We start from the raw sequence: 20508 nt of genomic DNA, 5'->3' as shown, positions 1-20508 counted from the left end.
AATCAGAAAAAATTTGCAAATTCCATCTGCAGTACACTTATTACTAAAGGTAGAATAGATTTTAATGAACAACCGGTTTGGTGTTGATGCTGTTATTTCGTTCCTGCCTTAAGCGCGCCCGACGGATGGCGCTGGGATTGTTTGCCCCAGCATTATGCGCCCCGGTATTTATGTCCCCGGCTTTTATCACCCCGGTGTTGGCCCAGCCGGTGAATGAAATTGTCTGGACCCTGACGCCATTACCCCCGGCGATGGTCGAAAAAGACGGCAAGATTGTCGGTTATGGGGTTGATACGCTTGACTGGTTTATTGATCGTCTGCCGGCCTATCGCCACAAAAAGGAAATCGTGCCACTTCCGCGCTTGATGCAGTCGCTTACCGAAGGCGGGACGCTTTGCAACATCGGCATGAACAAGACACCGGAACGCGAACAGATCCTGGTTTTTTCCGATGCTGTTTTACCCCATCTCCCCGTCAGTCTGGTGACACAGACCAAGAACGATGATCGCCTTGCGCCGTATCTTGATGATGACGATCATGTTGATCTGGTGCGCCTGATCAAAAGCGGGAAACTCAATGGTGCCATTCGCGCCCAACGGTCCTATGGCGCGGTCGTTGACCCGATCCTCAAATCATTTTCGGGCAATCCAACCATGACCGTCATCGGAACGGATGAGCAGTTTCTCCCGATGATCACATTGGATCGCATTGACTGGACGCTCTATTTCCCGGCCGAGCTTGAATATCACCGGCGTCAAAAAACACCCGACACCCGCTTTACCACTTGGCCGATTGCAGGGAATGATCATGTTATTCCAGCATCGATTGCCTGCACTAAAACCCAGACCGGGCACGCGGTCGTCAATGACATCAATGCACTGGTTGTTGAACACCCCGAAATGCCGTGGGTCACATTCTATACCGCGTCACTGTCGCAATCAGACCGCAAACGATATGCCCGTGAAGTCCGTTTCTGGCAGGCGCACAAAGACGACATCACAGAGTAAGCATTGCTTTGCCTTGCCGTGTCACACACGGACATGACTTCAAACACAAAAAAGCCGGCACGTGATGCCGGCTTTTGCGTAACAGATCACAGCATTTTAAATTCAGTTCTGATGAACGCGGTTAAGACCCTCTTCGGGGTCTTCGTCAGATTCCCCGTCATCGTCTTCTTCGTCTGCCTTGTCCATCTCGTGCTGATTTTCAACGCCCATACGGCGGTAAGACCGATAAGACAGCGGCATGCTGATCAAATAAATCGCCGCAATCGCCGACAGTGTCAGCCACGGTGAGGACACCAGAAACGCCACCGATGCGCCAAATGCCAGCATCAAGGGCAAGACCCATGCACGCGGGATTTTGACCTTTTTAAATGAATAGGTCGGCAGACGCGACACCATCAGACAGGCAATCAAAACACCATAAGGTGCAACGATATAGGGGCTGTCAAAAATGCCTTCGCCAAACTGCAGGGTCAGGACAATCGGCCACATTGCAAGGGCCGCCGCCGCCGGGGCCGGAACACCGGTAAAGAAGCGATAAGCCCATGTCGGCATTTCCGGTTCGCCCAGCATCTGGGTGTTGAACCGTGCCAAACGTAGCGACATGCAGACCGCAAACAAAAGCGACAAGGCCCAACCGATTGGCCCCAATTCATGCAGCGACCAGAAATACAGCATCATCGCAGGTGCGACGCCAAAGCAGACAAAGTCCGAAAGACTGTCCAATTCGGCACCAAAGCGGCTTGAGGCGTTCAGCATACGGGCCAGACGGCCATCAAGACCATCAATGATCCCGGCAATCAGAATGGCGGCAACCGCGGCTTCCCAGCGATCCTGCATGGCAAAGCGGATCGACGTCAGGCCCGTGCACATCCCCATCAGGGTTGCGACATTGGGCACAAGGCGGGTCAAGGACAGGGCCTTGAACCTGCGCGGACGGTTGATCGGTCGGATGCCGCCAGCCATTAACGGATCTCCCCGATGGCGGCTTCCTTATCCTTGACCGACACATCGGCAAGGATGGTTTCACCGGCAATCGTGGTCTGACCGACAATCACGTTCGGCGAGACACCTTCGGGCAGATACACATCAACGCGCGAACCAAACCGGATCAGGCCGAAACGTTCACCGGCCTTAAGCTGCGATCCGGTGCCAACGTCACACAGGATGCGGCGTGCCACCAGACCGGCAATCTGGACAACACCAAACTCGCGGCCTTCCTTGTCACGGACAAGCAGGATCTGACGTTCGTTGTTGTCTGATGCCTTATCAAGTTCAGCATTCACAAACTTGCCGGGCACATAGGCCTCACCCACCACTTCGCCATTGATCGGGCAGCGGTTGACGTGAACATTGAACACATTCATGAAGATCGAAACGCGCGTGCGCGGCGTTTTATCGTCAAGTTCAAGTTCCTTGGGCAAAGGTGCCTGCGAGATCATGCATACGCGGCCATCTGCCGGAGAAATGACAAGGTTTTCGTCGGTCGGGGTAATACGATCCGGGTCTCGGAAGAAATACGCGCACCACAGCGTCAGGATCACACCGGCCCACCCCAGTGGTTCGGCGATCAAAAACAGGATCACAGTGATCGCCGCGAAGATCGCAACGAATTTCCAGCCTTCTGGATTGATCGGCACAAGAACGGATTTCAAAGTCTTAATTCCCTGGTTGCCATGGGTTGGGCACATCAAATTGGTACGATTGGTACCGTTCGGGCGCGTTCTTAGCATCTAGTGATGATACAGGGCAACGCAACCCGGACAAAACTGTTCTTCTTTTCAAAAAGAAAAGGGCAAAACACACTTATCATGTGTTTTGCCCCTCGCAAAGAACAGCTGTTACTCCGCTGCATTTTCCGTGGTCGGCAGGGCGAAAATCTGCCCCGGGTAAATCAGGTCAGGATCGCGGATCTGTTTGCGATTCTGCGCATAGATAACCCAGTATTTCAGCCCTTCGCCATAGGTGCTGCGCGCAATCCGCCACAGGCTGTTGCCCGGCTGAACCACATAACGCGACCCCGGCTCAAGAATTTCTTCCGGGCGCGCCCGTTCAAACGGAATTTCAACACGTGCGGTCACCTTGCCCGCCGGATCAAGCTGATCGGCACGCATGGTATAATTGCCCGGTTCAATCGGCTCACCAATCGTTAGCGCCCAATTGCCGTTTTCATCGGCCGGTGCGGTCCCGACAAGCTTGTTATCAAGATATACCTGAACGTCATGGTCCATGTCGGCATTGCCCGACATCGCAACGCGGCCTTCGGTGTCATAATCAACAACCCCAATCGACAGGCGCGGCATTTTTTCAGCCGCGTCTTTGCTGTCTTGTTTGGGTTCGGCGGCTTTTTCGGCTGCCGGTCCCTGCATCACGGTGACAGCACCGCCTTCATTCGGGACTTTCAGGGCAATGATCGGCTGATCTTTTTTATCTGCACTGGTATCGGCAGCGTCGCCGGTATCTTTAGTGTCGCTGCTATCCGCGGTCGCCATGTCAGTGGCGGCGTCAGTGGCGGGGGCCGGTGCATCCGTCGGTTCAGCAGCCTCATTTTTCTTTGGCGCTTCATCCGGGATCAGGACAACGATCTTGTCGTCGGCCTTGCTGACGGTTCCGGTGTCGTCTTCGGCTTCAAGCGAAAGTTCACGGTCACCACTTGTCAGCGGCTTACCCGGCAAAACAACCCATTCGCCACGTTCATCGGCCGTTGCTTCGCCAATGACTTCTTCGCCTTCGCGGATGCGAACTTTGCTGTTGGGTTCCGCGCGACCGGCAATCACCGCATTGCCATCCGGGCCAATGCGCACGACATCAAAACTTGGATTTTTGATTTTCGGCGCAACAGGGTCCGATCCGTCAGATGGCTCTGCCGGGGGCGTCGGTTCTTCGGTGCTTGAAACCGTTGGCGGTGCTTGCTCTGCGGTCGTCGCCAGATCTTCGTCGGCGGTCTGCGTCAACATGTAGTTGAGCACAATCGCGGCCAGGATCAGTACAACGCCGATAATGACGAGGATATAGGGTCGTTTCACCGGAAATATCCTTGAACGATGTTTATGTTATTTACGGACGCGACCAATGCTTTGAATTTGCTTGTCATATTCCCCCCAAACAACCGCCTTGGACGCGAGAAGTAGAAACTTGTACTACGTTCGTCCCTCGGTTTCCATACCGTAACGAACTTACGATATCTTGCAACCGTTAGGTAAAGATGAATAGAATCAGTCTGTTTGCTGTTTTCCTAATACGCACTGACGCGCATCATTGCCCCGACATAGGCCACCAGTGCCGCCATCACCAAAGGCAACCCCAAAACTCCGATGCGGATCACCGCACCAAGCAGTGCGGTTTGTGCCGGGTTATCTTGTGGTAAAATGACTGAAATCCGGGCCGCCGCCGGACCGGCAGAGACCACCAGCAACAAGACAGCCACCGCAAAGCACGACGCGGGCATCAAGATCATAACGCCGGTCGCACTGGCCATCAGCGCACATACCACCGCCAGCCAAACTGCCGCGCGATATTGTGGTGCAGCCTTTTCCGATACCAACGCCACCAGCAAGGCCACGGTCAATGCGGCCTGAAAGACAACAAAATCGCTTAAGCGAAACTGATCAGCAATGATCCCCTGCCCCAGTGACAGGGTCATCAATACCGCAACAGGTCCCGGTGTTGCAAAACCAGCAACATCACCGTCACTGACAGAAGACGCGGCTTTGCCAGCCTTGACCGTTTTGGTCGATTTGGCAGAACGGGCTTTGGTTTTCTTTCCTTTCGGCGCATCGGCGATATCGTCTTGTGAAAAGTCGGGCCGCGTTACCCACAGGAAACATCCACCGACAATCACATAGGCGCTCCACGCCAGAACCTTGATCGATGTGGGGTGATAGGCAAGCCCGCTTACCGGGGCGGCCAACACCATCCACGCGCCAAGCAGCAGTAAAACCGCCGCGACACCCAAACAAATGCGTTCGGAAATCTTTGAAAAATCAAGGATCGCACCGCAAACCCCGCCCAGGACCAGCATCAGCAAGGCAGCACCAATACCGCCGCGTGCGGTTTCAGGCAGCCCGATGGCCGCAGGGACCGCCACCGCAACAGCGGGAATAACCGCGCCCAGCACAATACGCCGCGCAATCGCACGGTCCAGACCAAGCCATAAGGCCAGCATCAATACAGCGGCAATGACGGCTGACACCAAAATGGCCAGCCAAAAAGGATTGTCGACAAACACGTTGGGCGATCCTGCCTTCTTTTCGTTTGATATTATGTGATGCGAGAAGGAGCTCGCATGGAACTACCCTTCCCACAATCAGGTTCAGAACTTGTTAACCATCGCGCGAAACTTTGCCGATTAATCTGACAGTACGGCCGAAATTCCGATGCGCGCGTTTCAGGTCTCCTATCGTGCAGGCAAAAGCAACCAAATTGCGGCAGTCGCGCGTCATTTAGGGTCAGAACCCAGATTTAATATACTGCAGCACGGAAAATCTTGGCCCTGCCTGCCTGTCATCGGCTATGGTCACCAATGTACGCACGAAGTTACGTCGCGTACAGCCCCCGTACGGGGCGGATACCCGGCACATCCCGGTGCCGTCCCGCTACCTGCGAAACAAGAAACAAAAGGCAGGTTGCCATGACAAATGTAAAATCAATCTGTGTCTTCTGCGGTGCTTCGGACGGCAAAGACCCCCGCCATATGGAAAACGCCATAGCGTTTGGCAAGATGATGGCCGAACGCGGCATCACGCTGATCTATGGTGGTGGGCGCATTGGCCTGATGGGGGCCGTTGCCGACGCTGTTATGAAAAATGGCGGCAAGGTTGTCGGGATCATCCCGGCACATCTTGATGACATCGAAGTCGGGCATACCGGACTTTCGGAATTGATTGTGTGCAAATCCATGCATGAGCGCAAAGTCGAGATGTTCAAGCGCTCGGACGCGTTTGTCACCCTTGCCGGTGGATTGGGCAGCCTTGACGAAGCGTTTGAAGCCATGACGCTGCGCCAGCTTGGCATTCATGACACCCCAATGGTGTTTTTCAACGCCCTTGGATATTGGGACAAGTGCCTTGCGATGATTGACGGCATCATTGCCGATGGCTTTGCACGTGAAAGCCATAAAAACCTGTTTACGGTGGCCGATACGCTCGACGAAATCTTTGAGCAACTTGCCGCCGAACCGGCCCCGAAATTCGACCCGCGTGAAAAGCTGTTCTGATTTTCGAAGGACCACGCCGCTAAACCAAGCATGACATACCAATGTTGCAGGGCCTTTTAAGGCCATGACGACGCCGACAGACCGCCCTTGTGAAAGGGCGGTTTTCTTTTGTCTCGTCCTGTCCGGCCCATTCCCCTGCCTTTTCTGTAACAATAAAAGTTACAAGATAATTGACATCAATCCATCATGATACTTATAAAGTTACATGAATAGTGCCATCGCATGTCATTCCAACAGGCAGGACCCCAACCATGACTGACCACATCGCCGTCACCGCCCCCCATGCAAATGCCAACGCGTCACCCGATACCCCGCCCTTTGATGTTGCCATCATCGGCGGTAGCTTTGCCGGACTTTCAGCCGCAATGCAGCTTGCCCGTGCGCGGCGCAAGATTTGCGTGATTGACGCGGGCCAACCGCGCAACCGGTTTGCCGCCACCTCACACGGTTTCTTTGGTCTGGATGGTAAAAGCCCGATGGAGATTCGCGATATCGCCATGTCGCAACTTCGGGCCTATCCAACCGTGACCGTCCGCGACGGGTGGGTAAGTCATGCCAGCCCCAGTGCCAAATCCAGTTCCCGGTCCACCGCCGGAACGGATGACGGGGATATGCGGTTTGACATCACAATCAACGACCGCGACGTCATCACCGCACGGCGCATCCTTCTGGCAACCGGTGTCCGCGATATCCTGCCCGATATTCCCGGCATGACGGACCGTTGGGGAACTACGGTTTTACATTGTCCCTATTGCCACGGCTATGAAGTGCGCGATGAACAGATCGGTGTTATCGCCACCATGTCCCATTCAAGCCATCAGGCGATGATGCTGCCTGACTGGGGACCGACCACCTATTTCACCCAAGGCATCCATCTTCCCGATGCCGAGACACAGACCGCAATGATCCAGCGCGGCATTGCGATTGAAAACAGTCCGGTGGTTGAACTTCTGGGCACTGCCCCGTCCCTTGATGCGGTGCGTTTGGCCGATGGCCGTACTTTGCCAATGACGGCGATCTTTACCGGGCCGAAAGTCACCATGCCGTCACCGGTTGCAGAAATGCTGGGCTGTGCCTTTGACGATGGCCCCCAAGGCCCATTTATTACGGTCGACAGTACGCAGGAAACCAGCGTTCCGGGCATCTTCGCCGCCGGGGATGCTGCCACCGCGCGCCACAATGCGACACTGGCCTCAGCAGCAGGTGTCATGGCCGGGGTCGGAGTACATCAATCACTGATTTTTGGCTGATCGCGTTTTCGAAAACCACTCAATGCGGCGGGCCAAGCAATGTTTTTTGAGCCCGTCACATTTTCAAAGCACATTCCGCTAGCGGTTATCAAGAATGCGCTCGGCAATGCGTTTAACATACTTGTCGACATCGTCGTTACTACCGATCTGGACGGCAACCTGCGCCCCTTCTAGCAGGAAATTGAACTCAGCCGCAGCAAGGTCCGGTTCAGCCAAACCAGCCTTGCGGCACAGCTCCAGCATCCGTTGCGACTGAATGCGTTTGTGGGTTTCGATTGCACCACGGATCGGGTGTTCCGGGTCGGGAATCTCAGCTATGGTGTTGATGAAGTTACAGCCGCGATGCGAAATATCGGTTAGTGAATTTACCACATAATCAATCCAGCCTCTGAGCTGTGCATTGGCATCGTCGGGATAATCGGCTTCGAGTCCATCCAGAACGGCACGGTAACTGTTAATCCAAGTTGTTACCCACAGTTCGACCAAATCGTCTTTGGTCGTGAAATGACGATACACGCCCATACGCGTCGTACCCGCATGAACGGCAATGTTTTCAAGCGTCACGTGGTTGATTCCATTTTGTTCGAACAATTCGAAAGCCGCCTGTGTGATCCGCTCGCGCAGGGAAATACGGGCGGCTGTTTTGAACATCGGTTGCTGGTCCACGCGAAGAATTCCTTGACATGATACTCGAATGCATCATTGATACATCAACGTATCATTGATGCAGCAATGTATCTCCCATTTTATCCAGAACAAAGGATGACGAGCAATGATGGAATTGCGCGATTATGTTTCTTATGACGGCGCCGGGCTGGCCGAACTGATCAACAAGGGCGATGTTTCCGCCCCTGAGGTCGCAGATGCCGCCACGCGGGCAATCATCGCAACCAACGACAAAATCAATGCAGTGAACAATCACTGGAGAGCGGCCGAAGCGGGCAGTTCATCACAAGAGCTCGGCACCGTTTTCAAGGGCGTCCCGTTTCTGATCAAGGATCTGGCCGTCAGCATGATCGGCAAGCCAAGTGAGCTAGGCAGCCGCCTTGCCCAAGGCATGATTGCGGATGCCGATTCCCATTTGATGACGCTTTTTCGTAAGGCCGGTCTGATTACACTCGGCCGCACCACAACACCAGAACTTGCTATAAGCACCACAACAGAAGCCGTTTTTGATGGCCCGACACGCAATCCATGGAACCCCGATTACAATTCAGGCGGATCAAGCGGTGGTGCCGGTGCTGCTGTTGCGGCGGGCATGGTCCCACTGGCCCATGCAACAGATGGTGGCGGTTCCATCCGCGTTCCGGCGTCGGTCAACGGCCTATTTGGGATGAAGCCGACACGTGGACGGGTCTCAAACGGCCCGGCAATTGACGAAGGCTGGAACGGGATGGTGACCCAACTTGGCGTCAGCCGGTCTGTTCGTGACAGTGCTATTTTGCTTGATGCCATCAGTATCCCGCAAATTGGCGAGCCCTATTATATTGCAACTCCACACCGGAGCTTTGCCGCATCGGTCACAACCCACCCCCGCAAACTGCGGATCGGGACGATGATGGCACCGCTTAACGGTGGTAATGTTGCCCCGGAAGTCCGCAAGGCTTTCGAAGATACGATGAAACTTTGCGCCGACCTTGGTCATGATGTTGAGCATGCCCCCCTTGATCCCGGCATCAGCTGGCAGGCCTTCGTCACAGCCAATGCACGCATATGGAACGTCAATACCGCAGCATGGATTGATCTGATCGCATCGCTTACCGGTCGCGACATTTCGGATGCGTATCTTGAACCGGCAAGTCTTGCGGTCTATCACCATGGCAAAACAGTCAGCGGTACCGATATGGTCGAAGCCCTTGGCCTGCGCAACGCTGTAACACGTGCATTCGGTGCCTATTTTCAGAAATATGACCTGCTCCTGACGCCGACCCTGCCAACCTTACCTCTGCGCATCGGCGAATATAACAAGATCCAGTGCGAACCCGACGGGCATGGCTGGATTTCCCATGTGTTTGATCAGTCGCCCTATACTGCCCTTGCCAATGTGACCGGTGTTCCGTCGATGTCGGTACCGCTGGCACAAGACAACCATAGCCATCTTCCGATCGGCTCTATGTTCACCGCCCCCTTTGGTGATGAAACAACCCTGTTTGAATTGGCCGGACAGCTGGAACGGGCGGCCCCCTGGATCGAACGGAAACCAGAAATCTGGGCCGGGGAATAACCAAGGCCACATTACATGCGCCACTACTGGGTTGATGGCCAAACTCGCCCCGTCATCTACCCATCTGACATCTGCCGCCCCACACCTTGGGGCGGCATTTTTTGTCACGAAGCAGCCCTTTTGAGCGGTGTTTGCAGCCGTATTCGGAAAAACACCCACCGCCAAAGCAAGGTTTTCTGCGACTTTCACCGTCCAGATCAACATTCATCTGAATGTCATGCTTCTGAAATCTTAGTGACAACGAAGCCGCGTATGATCGTTTTCATGTTCAAAACAACAAATTGAACGATCAAATGAATATATCAACGCGACAGCGTGACATTATCGACATCCTGCGGCGCGATGGATTTGCCTCCATCGATGCGCTGGCCGATCATTTTGACGTAACGCCGCAAACCGTGCGACGCGACGTTAATATCCTTAATGATTCCAACCTGGTCCGGCGGCGTCACGGCGGGGTGGAATATGCCGGGGAACCGGGCATGAACCTGTCGTATGAAAGTCGTCAGGTCACCAATATTGCGCCAAAGCATGCCATATCCCTTCATGTTGCCAACCTGATCCCCGATGGGGCGTCGATCCTGATCGGGATTGGCAGCACGCTGGAACTTGTCGCGTTGAATTTGGTCAATCACCGCCATTTGACGGTGATCACCAACAACATGAATGCCGCCATGGCGCTGGGCAATAATACCGGCAACCGGATTGTGGTGCCGGGCGGGACGCTGCGTCTGCCTGACCGCGACATCATCAGCCCGGAAGCCGAGGCAATGTTTCACAATTACAAGGTTGATTATGGCCTGTTTGGCGTTGGCGGGATCGAACCCGATGGCACCTTGACCGATTTTGACCATCGCGAAGTGTCCTTGCGTCAGGCCATTGCGGAGAATTGCCGCAATTCCATTCTGGTCGCCGATCAATCGAAATTTGGCCGCCCGGCCCCGGCCAAGGGCGGGCATATCACCGACCCGGATGTTGTGGTTGTCGACCGCATTCCCGGCGGACCTTTTAATCCCTTGTTTGAACGCCAGGACGTCCGTGCGCGCCTTCAACTTGCAAAAAGCGAAGTTCTGAAATGACGGCCCAATCCCCCTTTATCGAGATCCATTCCGTATCGCGCGTTTTCAACGGCGGTAACGGGGTCCATGATCTGTCCATTGATATTCCACGCGGCAGTTTTGTCGTTCTGCTGGGCCCGTCGGGATGTGGCAAGTCAACAACCCTACGTCTGATTGCCGGGCTTGAAACCGCCGATCAGGGAACGATCAGGATTGATGGCAAGGATGTCACCAACACCCCGCCGTCCAAGCGCGGATTATCCATGGTGTTTCAATCCTATGCGCTGTTCCCGCACCTAAGCGTTGCTGAAAACATCATCTTTGGCCTGAAGGTACGTAAAACCGACAAGAGCGAAATCAAAACCCGCCTTGCCGAGGCCCTCAGTGTGACCGGCCTTGACGGATGTGAAGACCGTAAACCGTCTGAACTGTCGGGTGGGCAGCGTCAGCGTGTTGCCCTTGCGCGCGCCATTGTCGCGGGCCATCCGCTGTGTCTGATGGATGAGCCACTTTCCAACCTTGATGCCAAACTGCGCCATGCCGTGCGCAAGGACATCCGCGATTTGCAGCAGCGCCTTGGCATTACGGTGGTCTATGTCACCCATGATCAGACCGAAGCCATGAGCATGGCCGACATCGTTATCCTGATGAAGGATGGCCGTATTGAGCAGGCAGGCGACCCGGCAGAGCTTTATCTTCAGCCCGCAACCGCCTTTGCCGCCGGGTTCGTCGGCAGCCCGCCGATGGCACTTTTGCCTGCCACGGCGTTGCCAAATGACGTTTTGCCAAATGGCATTCCCCCCAAGGGTCTGACGTTTGGTATTCGCCCCGAGGACCTCAAACTTTCAACTGATCCGGCGAGTGAGGCATGGGGCATTGCCGCCACCGTCACGGGCAGTGAATTTTTGGGTGCGGAAACATTTGTTTATGTCTCGATCGCCGGAACGGACGGGGCGACAGCCCGCCTTCCGGGACGTGTTCACATTTCGCCCGGGACGGAAGTCTCGCTCAGTTGGGCTGGCGTTGCGGCCCACTGGTTTGATCGCGAAACCGGTCTTCGTCATGCACAGGCGACGACCGATATAGCAGCCAACGCACCATCACAGACGACAGAATTTCAAACTTCACCTTCGACAGTTTCGACACTCTAACAGGGAAGATATCTTCATGCGTAACATCGTAACCCGTGCTGCGTTTGCCGCCGGATTGATGGCAACGGCGGCGACACCTGCCTTTGCTGCGACTGAGCTCACCATGTATTATCCCGTCGCCGTTGGCGGCCCGCTGACCGACGTGATCGACGGCATGATTGACGGTTTTGAGTCCGAGCACCCGGACGTCAAGGTCAATGCCATCTATGCCGGCAATTATGATGACACCCGCCTGCGTGCTGTGTCCGCGATCAAAAGCGGCGATCCGGCACAGCTTTCGGTCATGTTTTCCATCGACGTTTATGACCTGATCGAGCAGGACCTGATTGTTCCGTTTGACGATGTTGTCAAAACCGCCGAAGACAAAGAATGGCTGAACGGCTTTTATCCGGCCCTGATGGCCAATGGCAAAGTCGATGACAAAACCTGGGGCATCCCGTTCCAGCGGTCGACCATTGTCATGTACTACAACAAGGACATGTTCCGCGAAGCTGGTCTTGATCCTGAAAGCCCGCCGCAAACCTGGGAAGAACTGGTTGCCGATGGCAAAGCCCTTGCCAAAGACGGCAAATGGGGCCTGATGGTGCCATCAACCGGGTATCCTTACTGGATGTTCCAGTGCTTTGCCGTTCAGAATGGCAAAGAGCTTATGAGCAACGATGGCACGGAAACCTATTTCGATGATCCGGCCGTAGTTGAGGCGCTTGAATTCTGGCGCGGACTTGCGACGGATGAAAAAATCATGCCTGAAGGCACGATTGAATGGGGCACGCTGCGTCAGGCCTTTGTTCAGGGTCAAACAGCCATGATGTGGCATTCAACCGGCAACCTGTCGGCTGTGAAACGCGAAGCCAAATTTGATTTCGGTGTTGCGATGTTGCCAAAACACAAACAATCGGGTTCGCCGACCGGTGGTGGTAACTTCTATCTGTTCAAGAACTCAACCGACGCACAGAAAGAAGCATCGCTTGAACTGATCAAATACATGACCGCACCGGACCGTGCCGCGGAATGGTCGATTGCGACCGGCTATGTTGGTGTGACGCCAGAAGCATACGAAACCGATGCGCTTAAATCCTATGCGGCTGATTTCCCGCAGGCATTGGTTGCCCGTGATCAGCTTGAAGTCGCCATTCCGGAATTCTCCACCTATGACACCGCGCGTGTCCGCGATGGGCTTAACAACGCCATTCAGGCGGCTTTGACCGGTGAAAAGACGCCGAAAGAAGCCCTTGAAGGGGCGCAGGCCGAAGCAAACCGTCTTCTTCGGGCATTCCACTAAGACTGTCCGTCTGCACGCCGGAGCGGGACCCCAATGCCCGCTTCGGCACCTTTTTTCTTTAATGCCTTTCAGTTTTTCGGATTGCAGGACGTGCCGACCATGAACGAGATGGCCCAACTTCAAAAACGCCGACTGGCGCTTTATGGCTGGATGCTCGCCGCCCCGGCCTTGGCGTTGATGAGCCTGTTTGCCTTTTACCCGGCCATTGCGACCTTGTGGCACAGCCTGTTTTCGCGCGGCACCTCGCGCCGTCCGTCGGTGTTTGCCGGGCTTGATAATTATGGTGATCTGTTTGCCGATCCGACCTTTTGGACGGTGGCGTCGAACAATCTGATTTATGCGGGCATCACCATTCCGGTGTCGATTTTCTTTGCGCTGGCCATGGCGCTTTGGGCCAATGCGCACATTCCTGCGCGCAGTTTTGTGCGCAGCGCCTATTTCACGCCGACCATTTTACCGATGATTGCCGCGGCCAATTTGTGGCTGTTTTTCTATACCCCCGATCTGGGTGTGATTGATCAAATCACCGGTTTTTTTGGCGCGGAACCGACCAACTGGCTCGGCCAGCCTGAAACCGCACTGGCATCGATCATTATCGTGACGATCTGGAAAGAGTCCGGGTTTTTCATGATCTTTTATCTCGCCGCCCTTCAGACCATCCCGCCCGACTTGCGCGAAGCCGCCCATATTGAGGGGGCTGGTCGCTGGACATATACCCGGCGGATTTTACTGCCGCTTTTGATGCCGACGACGATCTTTGTTTTTGTCAATGCGATGATCAATTCGGTCAAACTGATCGACCATCTGTTCATCCTGACCAAGGGCGGCCCCAATAACGCATCCAAGCTGATCCTGTACTGGATTTGGGAAATGGCCTTTGCCTATTTCGACAGCCCGCACGCCGCGGCCATGACCATCCTTGTCCTTCTGACCCTTGGCATTGTTGCCGTCATTCAGTTCCGGCTGGTGGAAAAACGGACCCATTACCGATGAACACGATTGTTACATCAATATCATCCAAACGCCGTCTTCCCGACCTTGATAAGGTTTTTGATGCCGTCGGGGCGTGGGTTTTGGCCATTGTCTGGATTTCGCCATTGCTGTTTGCCACATGGGCGGCATTGCAGCCATCAGGCACGGCCCTTGGCATGGATTTTTCAAACCCGCTGACGTTTGAGAATTTTGTCTATGTCTGGAACGCGGTGCCATGGGTTGGCTATTTCACCAATACCGTCGTGCTGGTGACACTTATTCTGGCAGGTCAGCTTGTGCTTTGTACGCTGGCCGGGTTTGCCTTTGCCCGGTTTGAATTTAAGGGCCGCGATACGGTCTTTATCCTGGTGTTGCTGCAACTTTTCATTCTGCCCGAAGTGCTGATTGTCGAAAACTACGCCATTGTTTCCAAACTTGGCCTGTTTGATACCGCCCTTGGCATTGGGCTTCCTTATATGGCCAGTGCGTTTGGCATCTTTTTGCTGCGCCAGGCATTCAAGTCCGTTCCGATTGAACTGGAAGAAGCAGCAAGGATTGAAGGATGCAGCTGGATGGGGGTTTTGTGGAAGGTCTATGTGCCTGCCGCCAAGCCGGTCTATCTGGCCTATGCGCTGGTGTCGATCGCGACACACTGGAACAACTTCCTGTGGCCGCTGATTGTTACCAATTCACCCGATACCCGCCCCCTCACCGTTGGATTGTCCTTATTCGGCGCGCCGGAAACCGGGGTCGACATTTCGGTCATCAGTGCGGCGACCCTCATGACGATCTTGCCATTGCTTGTCGCCTTCCTGATTTTCCAGCGCCAATTCATTCAGGCGTTTTTGCGCGCAGGTATTCGATAACGTACGATGAACCGGCTAGGTCTATGAACCTGTCCGGTTTCTTTTGGTTAGATGCATCAAAACGAGCTGCTACCAAGTCGCTTTCAGGACATCAAGCAAGGCCGATATGGTCGGATTGTCCTTGCGGCGTTCCATCGTGATCAGACTGAGCGACGCCGGGATTGAAACGGTTTTGCAAACGGCAAGGCCGTAAGTTTGCTTTTCATGCAAAGCAATTGAATCCCGACACAAACTAAGCCCGACACCGGATCGCACCATTTCAAGCATGGATGCTTCCTGATCGACAAGGGCGACCGAGTTTTGTGCGCAATCAAACTCATTAAAAATGCGTTTGAGAAGGCGGGAATGCACAGACGCTGGCGTTGTTCCAATCCAAGGCAAGGCCGCAAGCGCTTTCCAATCAGCATTTTCCACCCTGCTTTCCCAACCGACCGGCGCAATCACCCGATAGCTGAAGTCGGCAAGCTTCACCGCGGACACGGGTTCCGGCGTATCCGCACCAAGCTCGTCGTCAACATCAAGGCCGCTCAGATAAAAGCCCGCATCAATCTGATTGCGTTTTACGCCGGTCAGGATGTCACCACTAACCCCATGCATAAGCTCGGTCTCGATATCGGGAAAATCAATGCGTAGTTGACTTAACAGACGCCCAAGGCGGATGAATTCCGGATCGACAATCGTGCCAATTCTAAGCTTTCCGCTTATGCTGCCCGCCCGCTTGCGGGCACTGCGGCGAAACTCTTCCATGGCTTCAAGCACCTGCTCGGCTTTTTTGAGCATCGCCTGACCATCATGGGTGATCTGAAGCCCCGTTGATGTGCGCTTAAACAGGGTAATACCAGTTTCTTCGCCAAGACGTTTGATCTGATGGCTAATCGCGGGTTGCGTTAAATTAAGCATCGAGGCAGCACGCGACACACTGCCTTCACGGGCCACCGTAACAAAGGCAAGCAGCATATTGATATTGGAAAAACGGGTCATATAAATAACTTTAATATTGCTCTTCAAGTTTTGTCATTAGATTTGTGCATCCCTTCGGCTCTAAATGGAAAACTGCAATTCGCAACGGAATATGCCAGCTTGTCACTGACCGCTCAGACGATCTTTAACGGCCCGTCATGCACACGTTAATTTCAGGCAGTTTCCTTAGCGAAAAATCAGCTAAAAAAGCGAAGGGAAAGCGTCACAATGAGCCAAACCAACCCGACGTTTGACTATATCGTTATTGGCGCAGGATCTGCGGGCAGTCTGGTCGCCAACCGGCTGAGTGCAGTTCCATCAAACAATGTTCTTCTTCTTGAAGCCGGAAAACCGGATCGCTATCCGTGGATTCACATTCCTGTCGGATACCTGTATTGTATTGGTAATCCGCGTACCGACTGGATGTATGAAACCGAACCTGACAAGGGTCTCAATGGCCGCGCCTTACGCTATCCGCGCGGTAAAACGCTTGGCGGGTGTTCGTCGATCAACGGCATGATTTATATGCGTGGTCAGGCCCGTGACTACGACAACTGGGCAAAGCTGACCGGTGAAGACGCTTGGGGCTGGTCGCAATCGCTTGGTGACTTCAAACGTCACGAAAACCATTACAAGCTTGATAATCGCGCAGTCCCCAAAACGTCTAATGGCAAACCATTCTCTGATACCCATGGCCACGGCGGCGAATGGCGCATTGAAAAACAGCGCCTGCGCTGGGAGGTGCTCGATAGCTTTATCAAAGCTGCCGGCGAAAACGGGATCGAGCCAACCGATGACTTTAATACCGGGGACAATACAGGCATCGGGTATTTTGAAGTTAATCAGCGCGCCGGATGGCGCTGGAACACATCAAAGGCATTTATCCGACCGGTGAAAGAACGCCCCAATCTGACAGTCTGGACTGAAGCACAGGTCGAAAAACTGACCTTTGCCAAAAAAGCCGACGGCCAGTTGGTTTGTAACGGTGCCATAGTGAACCGGGCAGGAATATCGCAACAAGTTTCAGCAACCAAAGAAATCGTACTGTCTGCCGGAGCGGTCAATTCACCACAGATTTTGCAAATGTCTGGGATCGGCTCGGCTGATCTTTTGAAACGGCATGGCATTGATGTTGTGCTTGATGCGCCAAATGTCGGCGAGAACCTTCAGGATCATTTGCAAATTCGTGCGGTATACAAGGTGCGTGGTGCACGCACGCTCAATACGCTTGCCAACAGCCTTGTCGGCAAGGCCAGGATCGGCCTAGAATATCTGCTGAACCGGTCCGGTCCGATGAGCATGGCACCAAGCCAGTTGGGTGCCTTTACGCGTTCTGATCCTGAACAGCAACATTCAAATCTGGAATATCACGTTCAACCCCTTAGCCTAGAGGCCTTTGGCGGTGACTTGCATGATTTTCCGGCCATCACGGTTTCGGTCTGCAACCTGAACCCCACCAGCCGCGGTAATATTCAAATCACGTCTGATGATTTTCGCGATGCGCCGAAAATTGCCCCGCGATATCTTGATACCGATAAGGACCGCAAAGTCGCGGCCGACAGCCTGCGTCAAATCCGCGACATCATGGCCAAGCCTGCCATGGCCCGCTATGAACCCGAAGAATTCAAACCCGGCGTTCAATATCAAAGTGACGAAGAATTGGCCAGGCTGGCAGGTGACATCGCCACGACGATTTTCCACCCGGTCGGAACCGTCAAGATGGGTCACAAGGACGACTCATCTGCCGTACTCGACCCGCATCTTCGCCTGAAAGGCGTTTTAGGTTTGCGCGTTGTCGATGCATCCGTAATGCCCGAAATCACCAGCGGCAACACCAACTCCCCAACCCTTATGATCGCTGAAAAAGCGTCTGGCTGGATCTTGTCCGGTCAGTAGCCTTCATCTGCAGATCCCTACGACACAAGCAGACTTTGGAGGAAAAAATGTACACCCGGTTCTCCCAACTCCCACTGACTGGGGTCAAAGTCGTCGATTTCAGTCAATATATTGCTGGCCCGGCGGTCGCCATGCTGCTTGGCGATCTTGGCGCCACAGTGGTTCACATTGATCCCCCGGATGGCCCAATGTGGGACAGTCCGGCAAATGCGACGCTTAACCGCAACAAGGTGATCCTAAATCTGGATCTAAAATCCCATGATGGCCGGGAGAAAGCGCATGCTTTATGCGCCGAGGCCGACATCATCATTGAAAATTTCCGACCGGGGAAATTTACGAAGCTTGGCTTTGACTTTGCGGAAATGCGCAAGGAACGACCGGAACTGATCACCTTGTCCGTACCGGGATTTGCATCAAACGATGAGGAACGCCGCGAACTGCGCGCCTTTGAAAGCATCGTTGCGGCAAGTTCTGGTGTCTTTACCGATATGGGGCTAAACCGCGTTCTGATGGGGCTGAATCCGTCCTTCTCTCCGCTTCCTTTATCATCGGCATATGCGTCGCAAATCGCCGCATCCTCGGTTGTCCTCGCACTGCAATCGCGACAGGTCACCGGCCTTGGCGATCAGATCGAAGTACCCCTTGCCGCTGCGGTGATGGAAGGGCTTTGCTATAATTCGATCAAGGTATCGGACATGCCCAAACGTTATCTTACCCAGCGCGAACTGGAGATCGAACGACGCCGCGTCGAAGGCCTGCCAATGAATGTCAGCTACGAGGAATTGCAGGAACTTCTCGACCCGTTCTTCAGAAGCTACATGTGCAAGGACGGAAGAATGTTTTACGTGGTTTGTCCAAGCCACAAATTCCACGCCAAACGGTGCCTTGAAGTTCTTGGTCTGCATGACGAACTCGTCGCCGACGGCCTGACATCAGAAGACAACACCTACAAACCCCAATCGGAGTGGGAGTCTGAAACATCCCTTGGCGTCTATCCGATGCCAAAAGACTGGGCCGACAAGATTGCCGCACGCATGAAGGACGTGTTTATGACCCGAACATCGCATGAATGGAAAAAGATGTTTGGCCGTGGCGGCATTCCCGGTGCGCCACAACGCTGGCTGCAAGAATGGATCCACGACGAATACGCCGAAGGGTCGGGTTTGATGATTGACACCTGGGACCCAGAATATGGTGAGATGACAACGCCCGGCCCAGTTGTCTGGATGGAAGAAAGCGGTGAAGAGGCCCTTAAACCCGAACCTCGCCGCTGGATTGAGTTCGACGAGGCGCTTAAAATCCTCAAAAAGCATCGGACCGAAATCCCTGAACCATCTAATGAAAACGCACAGGAGGGATGGCTATCTGGTGTTCGCGTCCTAGATCTTTGCAACGTGATCGCTGGCCCGCATTCGGCAAGTTATCTTGCGCGGTTTGGCGCAGATGTCATCAAGCTTGATCCATCCGTGCCCCTTTATGACAGCTGGAACACGGTTATCTATGGCCTGTCGCAAATGCGCGGCAAACGATCCATTCTGGCCGACATCAAAGCCGAACACGGACGCAAGGTCTTCGAAGACCTAGTCAAGACCGTTGATGTGATCGTATGGAACGCCCCGGACAGTCAGATTAAGCGGATGGGCCTTGATGCCGAAAACCTGCGCAAACTCAACCCAAACGCCCTTTTCTGTAAACTTGATTGTTTCAGCGGTGTAAATCGCGGTGTTCGGACCGACTATATCGGTTATGACGATCTGGTGCAGGCTGCCACGGGTATCATGTTGCGGTTTGGTGGTGCCATGGATCGCCCTGAAGAACACGCCCATGTCGGGACGATTGATGTCATGTGCGGCTTTGGGGGTGCCCTGGCGGTTGCCGCAGCACTCTATCAGAAGTATCGCTTTGGTCGTATCGGACGTGGTCGTACGTCCCTGACAGCCAATAGCGGTCTTCTACAAATCCCGTTTGCCTATGATTTCCGCGGACGCGGGCTGTTTGACGAACCATCGGGTCCGGAAATGAACGGCAATGATGACCTGAACCGCTTTTACAGCACGGCCTCGGGCGTCTATCTACTGCTCAGCGCCTATGAAAGCGACCTGCCAAGATTTCGCAATGTCGAAGGCCTTGAAGACTTGCCCGATATTCCAGCCGACGAACGCGCAGTTTATCTTGCAACGGCGTTTCAGACCATGCCCGCCATTGAATGGATTGAACGCCTTCGCACGGCGGATATCGGTGTTGCCATTTGTGACAATATTGATGCCTTGCGCGCGGAAAACTGTCGCGATGCAGACGGAACGCCCGGAACGGAAAACGGAAGCTACTCCTTCTCGCTCTATTCTGACCACCCGAGTGGCCACGAGGTTACCCAGCTTGACCCCTATGCGGTTCGCACGACCCGCTCCAAGGTCTTTGCCCTACCACCATCCGAGAAATTCGGTGCGTCAACGCGCAGCATTCTTAAGGAACTGGGATATGCCGATCAAGCGATCGAGATCATGCTCGAATCTGGTGACTTAAGTGTTTCATGGAGCGATGAGTATATCCCAAGCTAAGGGGAAATAACGCAAGCATCTCCAGTGGTGCGACATAAAACACTCCTACAAGCACCCTGTTCCTTGTATCCC

17 protein-coding genes are annotated in these 20508 nt (G+C 54.1%); 11 read left to right on the top strand and 6 right to left on the bottom strand.

Annotated features, from left to right (window positions below; genetic code table 11):
- Positions 1 to 86 precede the first annotated feature (86 nt).
- Positions 87 to 1007: a TIGR02285 family protein gene (locus COO92_RS11270; protein WP_133125060.1), complete on the top strand. Its 921-nt coding sequence runs from the start codon at positions 87 to 89 to the stop codon at positions 1005 to 1007.
- A 102-nt stretch (positions 1008 to 1109) separates the two neighbouring features.
- Here COO92_RS11270 and pssA read toward each other — a convergent pair whose 3' ends face one another.
- The 4 genes from pssA to COO92_RS11250 form a co-directional block, all read right to left on the bottom strand.
- Positions 1110 to 1970: a CDP-diacylglycerol--serine O-phosphatidyltransferase gene (gene pssA / locus COO92_RS11265; RefSeq protein WP_022731968.1), complete on the bottom strand. Its 861-nt coding sequence runs from the start codon at positions 1968 to 1970 to the stop codon at positions 1110 to 1112.
- Positions 1970 to 2695 (bottom strand): phosphatidylserine decarboxylase, encoded by a 726-nt coding sequence (locus COO92_RS11260; protein ID WP_101302150.1) that lies wholly within the window; start codon positions 2693 to 2695, stop codon positions 1970 to 1972. The genes pssA and COO92_RS11260 overlap by 1 nt, the downstream gene beginning before the upstream one ends.
- 150 nt (positions 2696 to 2845) lie before the next feature.
- Positions 2846 to 4030 (bottom strand): Ig-like domain-containing protein, encoded by a 1185-nt coding sequence (locus tag COO92_RS11255; RefSeq protein WP_101302148.1) that lies wholly within the window; start codon positions 4028 to 4030, stop codon positions 2846 to 2848.
- Positions 4031 to 4239: 209 nt separating this feature from the next.
- Positions 4240 to 5232, bottom strand: coding sequence for a hypothetical protein (locus COO92_RS11250; protein WP_101302146.1), 993 nt, complete (start codon positions 5230 to 5232; stop codon positions 4240 to 4242).
- 402 nt (positions 5233 to 5634) lie between these two features.
- On the opposite strand from COO92_RS11250, the gene COO92_RS11245 reads away from it, so the two are divergent.
- Positions 5635 to 6219, top strand: a complete 585-nt coding sequence (locus tag COO92_RS11245) for an LOG family protein (RefSeq protein WP_022731964.1) — start codon at positions 5635 to 5637, stop codon at positions 6217 to 6219.
- Between the two features lie 251 nt (positions 6220 to 6470).
- A complete protein-coding gene (locus COO92_RS11240) occupies positions 6471 to 7469 on the top strand; it encodes an NAD(P)/FAD-dependent oxidoreductase (RefSeq protein WP_101302144.1) in 999 nt (332 codons plus the stop codon).
- 78 nt (positions 7470 to 7547) lie between these two features.
- Here the strand turns inward: COO92_RS11240 and COO92_RS11235 are convergent, their stop codons facing one another.
- The gene (locus COO92_RS11235) at positions 7548 to 8135 is read right to left on the bottom strand and encodes a TetR/AcrR family transcriptional regulator (RefSeq protein ID WP_206186398.1); all 588 of its coding nucleotides are present in this window, start codon (positions 8133 to 8135) and stop codon (positions 7548 to 7550) included.
- 106 nt (positions 8136 to 8241) lie between these two features.
- On the opposite strand from COO92_RS11235, the gene COO92_RS11230 reads away from it, so the two are divergent.
- The 6 genes from COO92_RS11230 (at position 8242) to COO92_RS11205 (ending at position 15022) form a co-directional block, all read left to right on the top strand.
- Positions 8242 to 9693, top strand: a complete 1452-nt coding sequence (locus COO92_RS11230) for an amidase (protein WP_206186397.1) — start codon at positions 8242 to 8244, stop codon at positions 9691 to 9693.
- Between the two features lie 293 nt (positions 9694 to 9986).
- The gene (locus COO92_RS11225) at positions 9987 to 10772 is read left to right on the top strand and encodes a DeoR/GlpR family DNA-binding transcription regulator (RefSeq protein WP_101302142.1); all 786 of its coding nucleotides are present in this window, start codon (positions 9987 to 9989) and stop codon (positions 10770 to 10772) included.
- Positions 10769 to 11902, top strand: a complete 1134-nt coding sequence (locus COO92_RS11220; protein ID WP_101302141.1) for an ABC transporter ATP-binding protein — start codon at positions 10769 to 10771, stop codon at positions 11900 to 11902. The genes COO92_RS11225 and COO92_RS11220 overlap by 4 nt, the downstream gene beginning before the upstream one ends.
- A gap of 16 nt (positions 11903 to 11918) precedes the next feature.
- Complete coding sequence (locus tag COO92_RS11215) at positions 11919 to 13184, top strand: ABC transporter substrate-binding protein (RefSeq protein WP_101302139.1); 1266 nt, start codon at positions 11919 to 11921, stop codon at positions 13182 to 13184.
- Positions 13185 to 13283: 99 nt separating this feature from the next.
- The gene (locus COO92_RS11210; RefSeq protein ID WP_101302578.1) at positions 13284 to 14177 is read left to right on the top strand and encodes a carbohydrate ABC transporter permease; all 894 of its coding nucleotides are present in this window, start codon (positions 13284 to 13286) and stop codon (positions 14175 to 14177) included.
- On the top strand, positions 14174 to 15022 hold the full coding sequence (locus COO92_RS11205; protein WP_206186396.1) for a carbohydrate ABC transporter permease: 849 nt from the start codon (positions 14174 to 14176) through the stop codon (positions 15020 to 15022). Before COO92_RS11210 ends, COO92_RS11205 begins: the two co-directional genes overlap by 4 nt.
- A 69-nt stretch (positions 15023 to 15091) precedes the next feature.
- Here COO92_RS11205 and COO92_RS11200 read toward each other — a convergent pair whose 3' ends face one another.
- Positions 15092 to 16003 carry a LysR family transcriptional regulator gene (locus tag COO92_RS11200; protein WP_101302138.1) on the bottom strand — a complete coding sequence of 304 codons (912 nt, stop codon included), beginning with the start codon at positions 16001 to 16003 and terminating at the stop codon, positions 15092 to 15094.
- 207 nt (positions 16004 to 16210) lie between these two features.
- Here COO92_RS11200 and COO92_RS11195 point away from each other — a divergent pair, with 207 nt between their 5' ends.
- Together COO92_RS11195 and COO92_RS11190 are read left to right on the top strand one after the other, a co-directional pair.
- Positions 16211 to 17878, top strand: coding sequence for a GMC family oxidoreductase (locus COO92_RS11195; RefSeq protein ID WP_101302136.1), 1668 nt, complete (start codon positions 16211 to 16213; stop codon positions 17876 to 17878).
- A gap of 47 nt (positions 17879 to 17925) precedes the next feature.
- A complete protein-coding gene (locus tag COO92_RS11190; protein WP_101302134.1) occupies positions 17926 to 20436 on the top strand; it encodes a CoA transferase in 2511 nt (836 codons plus the stop codon).
- Positions 20437 to 20508: the final 72 nt, after the last annotated feature.

This window comes from Thalassospira lohafexi (assembly GCF_002844275.1).
Taxonomy (GTDB): Bacteria; Pseudomonadota; Alphaproteobacteria; order Rhodospirillales; family Thalassospiraceae; genus Thalassospira; species Thalassospira lohafexi.
Note: the sequence above shows the minus strand (reverse complement) of the source record. Positions and strands in the feature narration are given on the sequence as shown.

Bases quoted from the DNA above. Each gene is read 5' to 3' on its own strand.
- COO92_RS11195 (WP_101302136.1), top strand. From the start codon at position 16,211: ATGAGCCAAACCAACCCGACGTTTGACTATATCGTTATTGGCGCAGGA.
- COO92_RS11190 (WP_101302134.1), top strand. From the start codon at position 17,926: ATGTACACCCGGTTCTCCCAACTCCCACTGACTGGGGTCAAAGTCGTC.
- COO92_RS11205 (WP_206186396.1), top strand. From the start codon at position 14,174: ATGAACACGATTGTTACATCAATATCATCCAAACGCCGTCTTCCCGAC.
- COO92_RS11240 (WP_101302144.1), top strand. From the start codon at position 6,471: ATGACTGACCACATCGCCGTCACCGCCCCCCATGCAAATGCCAACGCG.
- COO92_RS11260 (WP_101302150.1), bottom strand. From the start codon at position 2,695: ATGTGCCCAACCCATGGCAACCAGGGAATTAAGACTTTGAAATCCGTT.
- pssA (WP_022731968.1), bottom strand. From the start codon at position 1,970: ATGGCTGGCGGCATCCGACCGATCAACCGTCCGCGCAGGTTCAAGGCC.
- COO92_RS11220 (WP_101302141.1), top strand. From the start codon at position 10,769: ATGACGGCCCAATCCCCCTTTATCGAGATCCATTCCGTATCGCGCGTT.
- COO92_RS11210 (WP_101302578.1), top strand. From the start codon at position 13,284: ATGAACGAGATGGCCCAACTTCAAAAACGCCGACTGGCGCTTTATGGC.
- COO92_RS11270 (WP_133125060.1), top strand. From the start codon at position 87: ATGCTGTTATTTCGTTCCTGCCTTAAGCGCGCCCGACGGATGGCGCTG.
- COO92_RS11225 (WP_101302142.1), top strand. From the start codon at position 9,987: ATGAATATATCAACGCGACAGCGTGACATTATCGACATCCTGCGGCGC.
- COO92_RS11200 (WP_101302138.1), bottom strand. From the start codon at position 16,003: ATGACCCGTTTTTCCAATATCAATATGCTGCTTGCCTTTGTTACGGTG.
- COO92_RS11215 (WP_101302139.1), top strand. From the start codon at position 11,919: ATGCGTAACATCGTAACCCGTGCTGCGTTTGCCGCCGGATTGATGGCA.
- COO92_RS11230 (WP_206186397.1), top strand. From the start codon at position 8,242: ATGATGGAATTGCGCGATTATGTTTCTTATGACGGCGCCGGGCTGGCC.
- COO92_RS11245 (WP_022731964.1), top strand. From the start codon at position 5,635: ATGACAAATGTAAAATCAATCTGTGTCTTCTGCGGTGCTTCGGACGGC.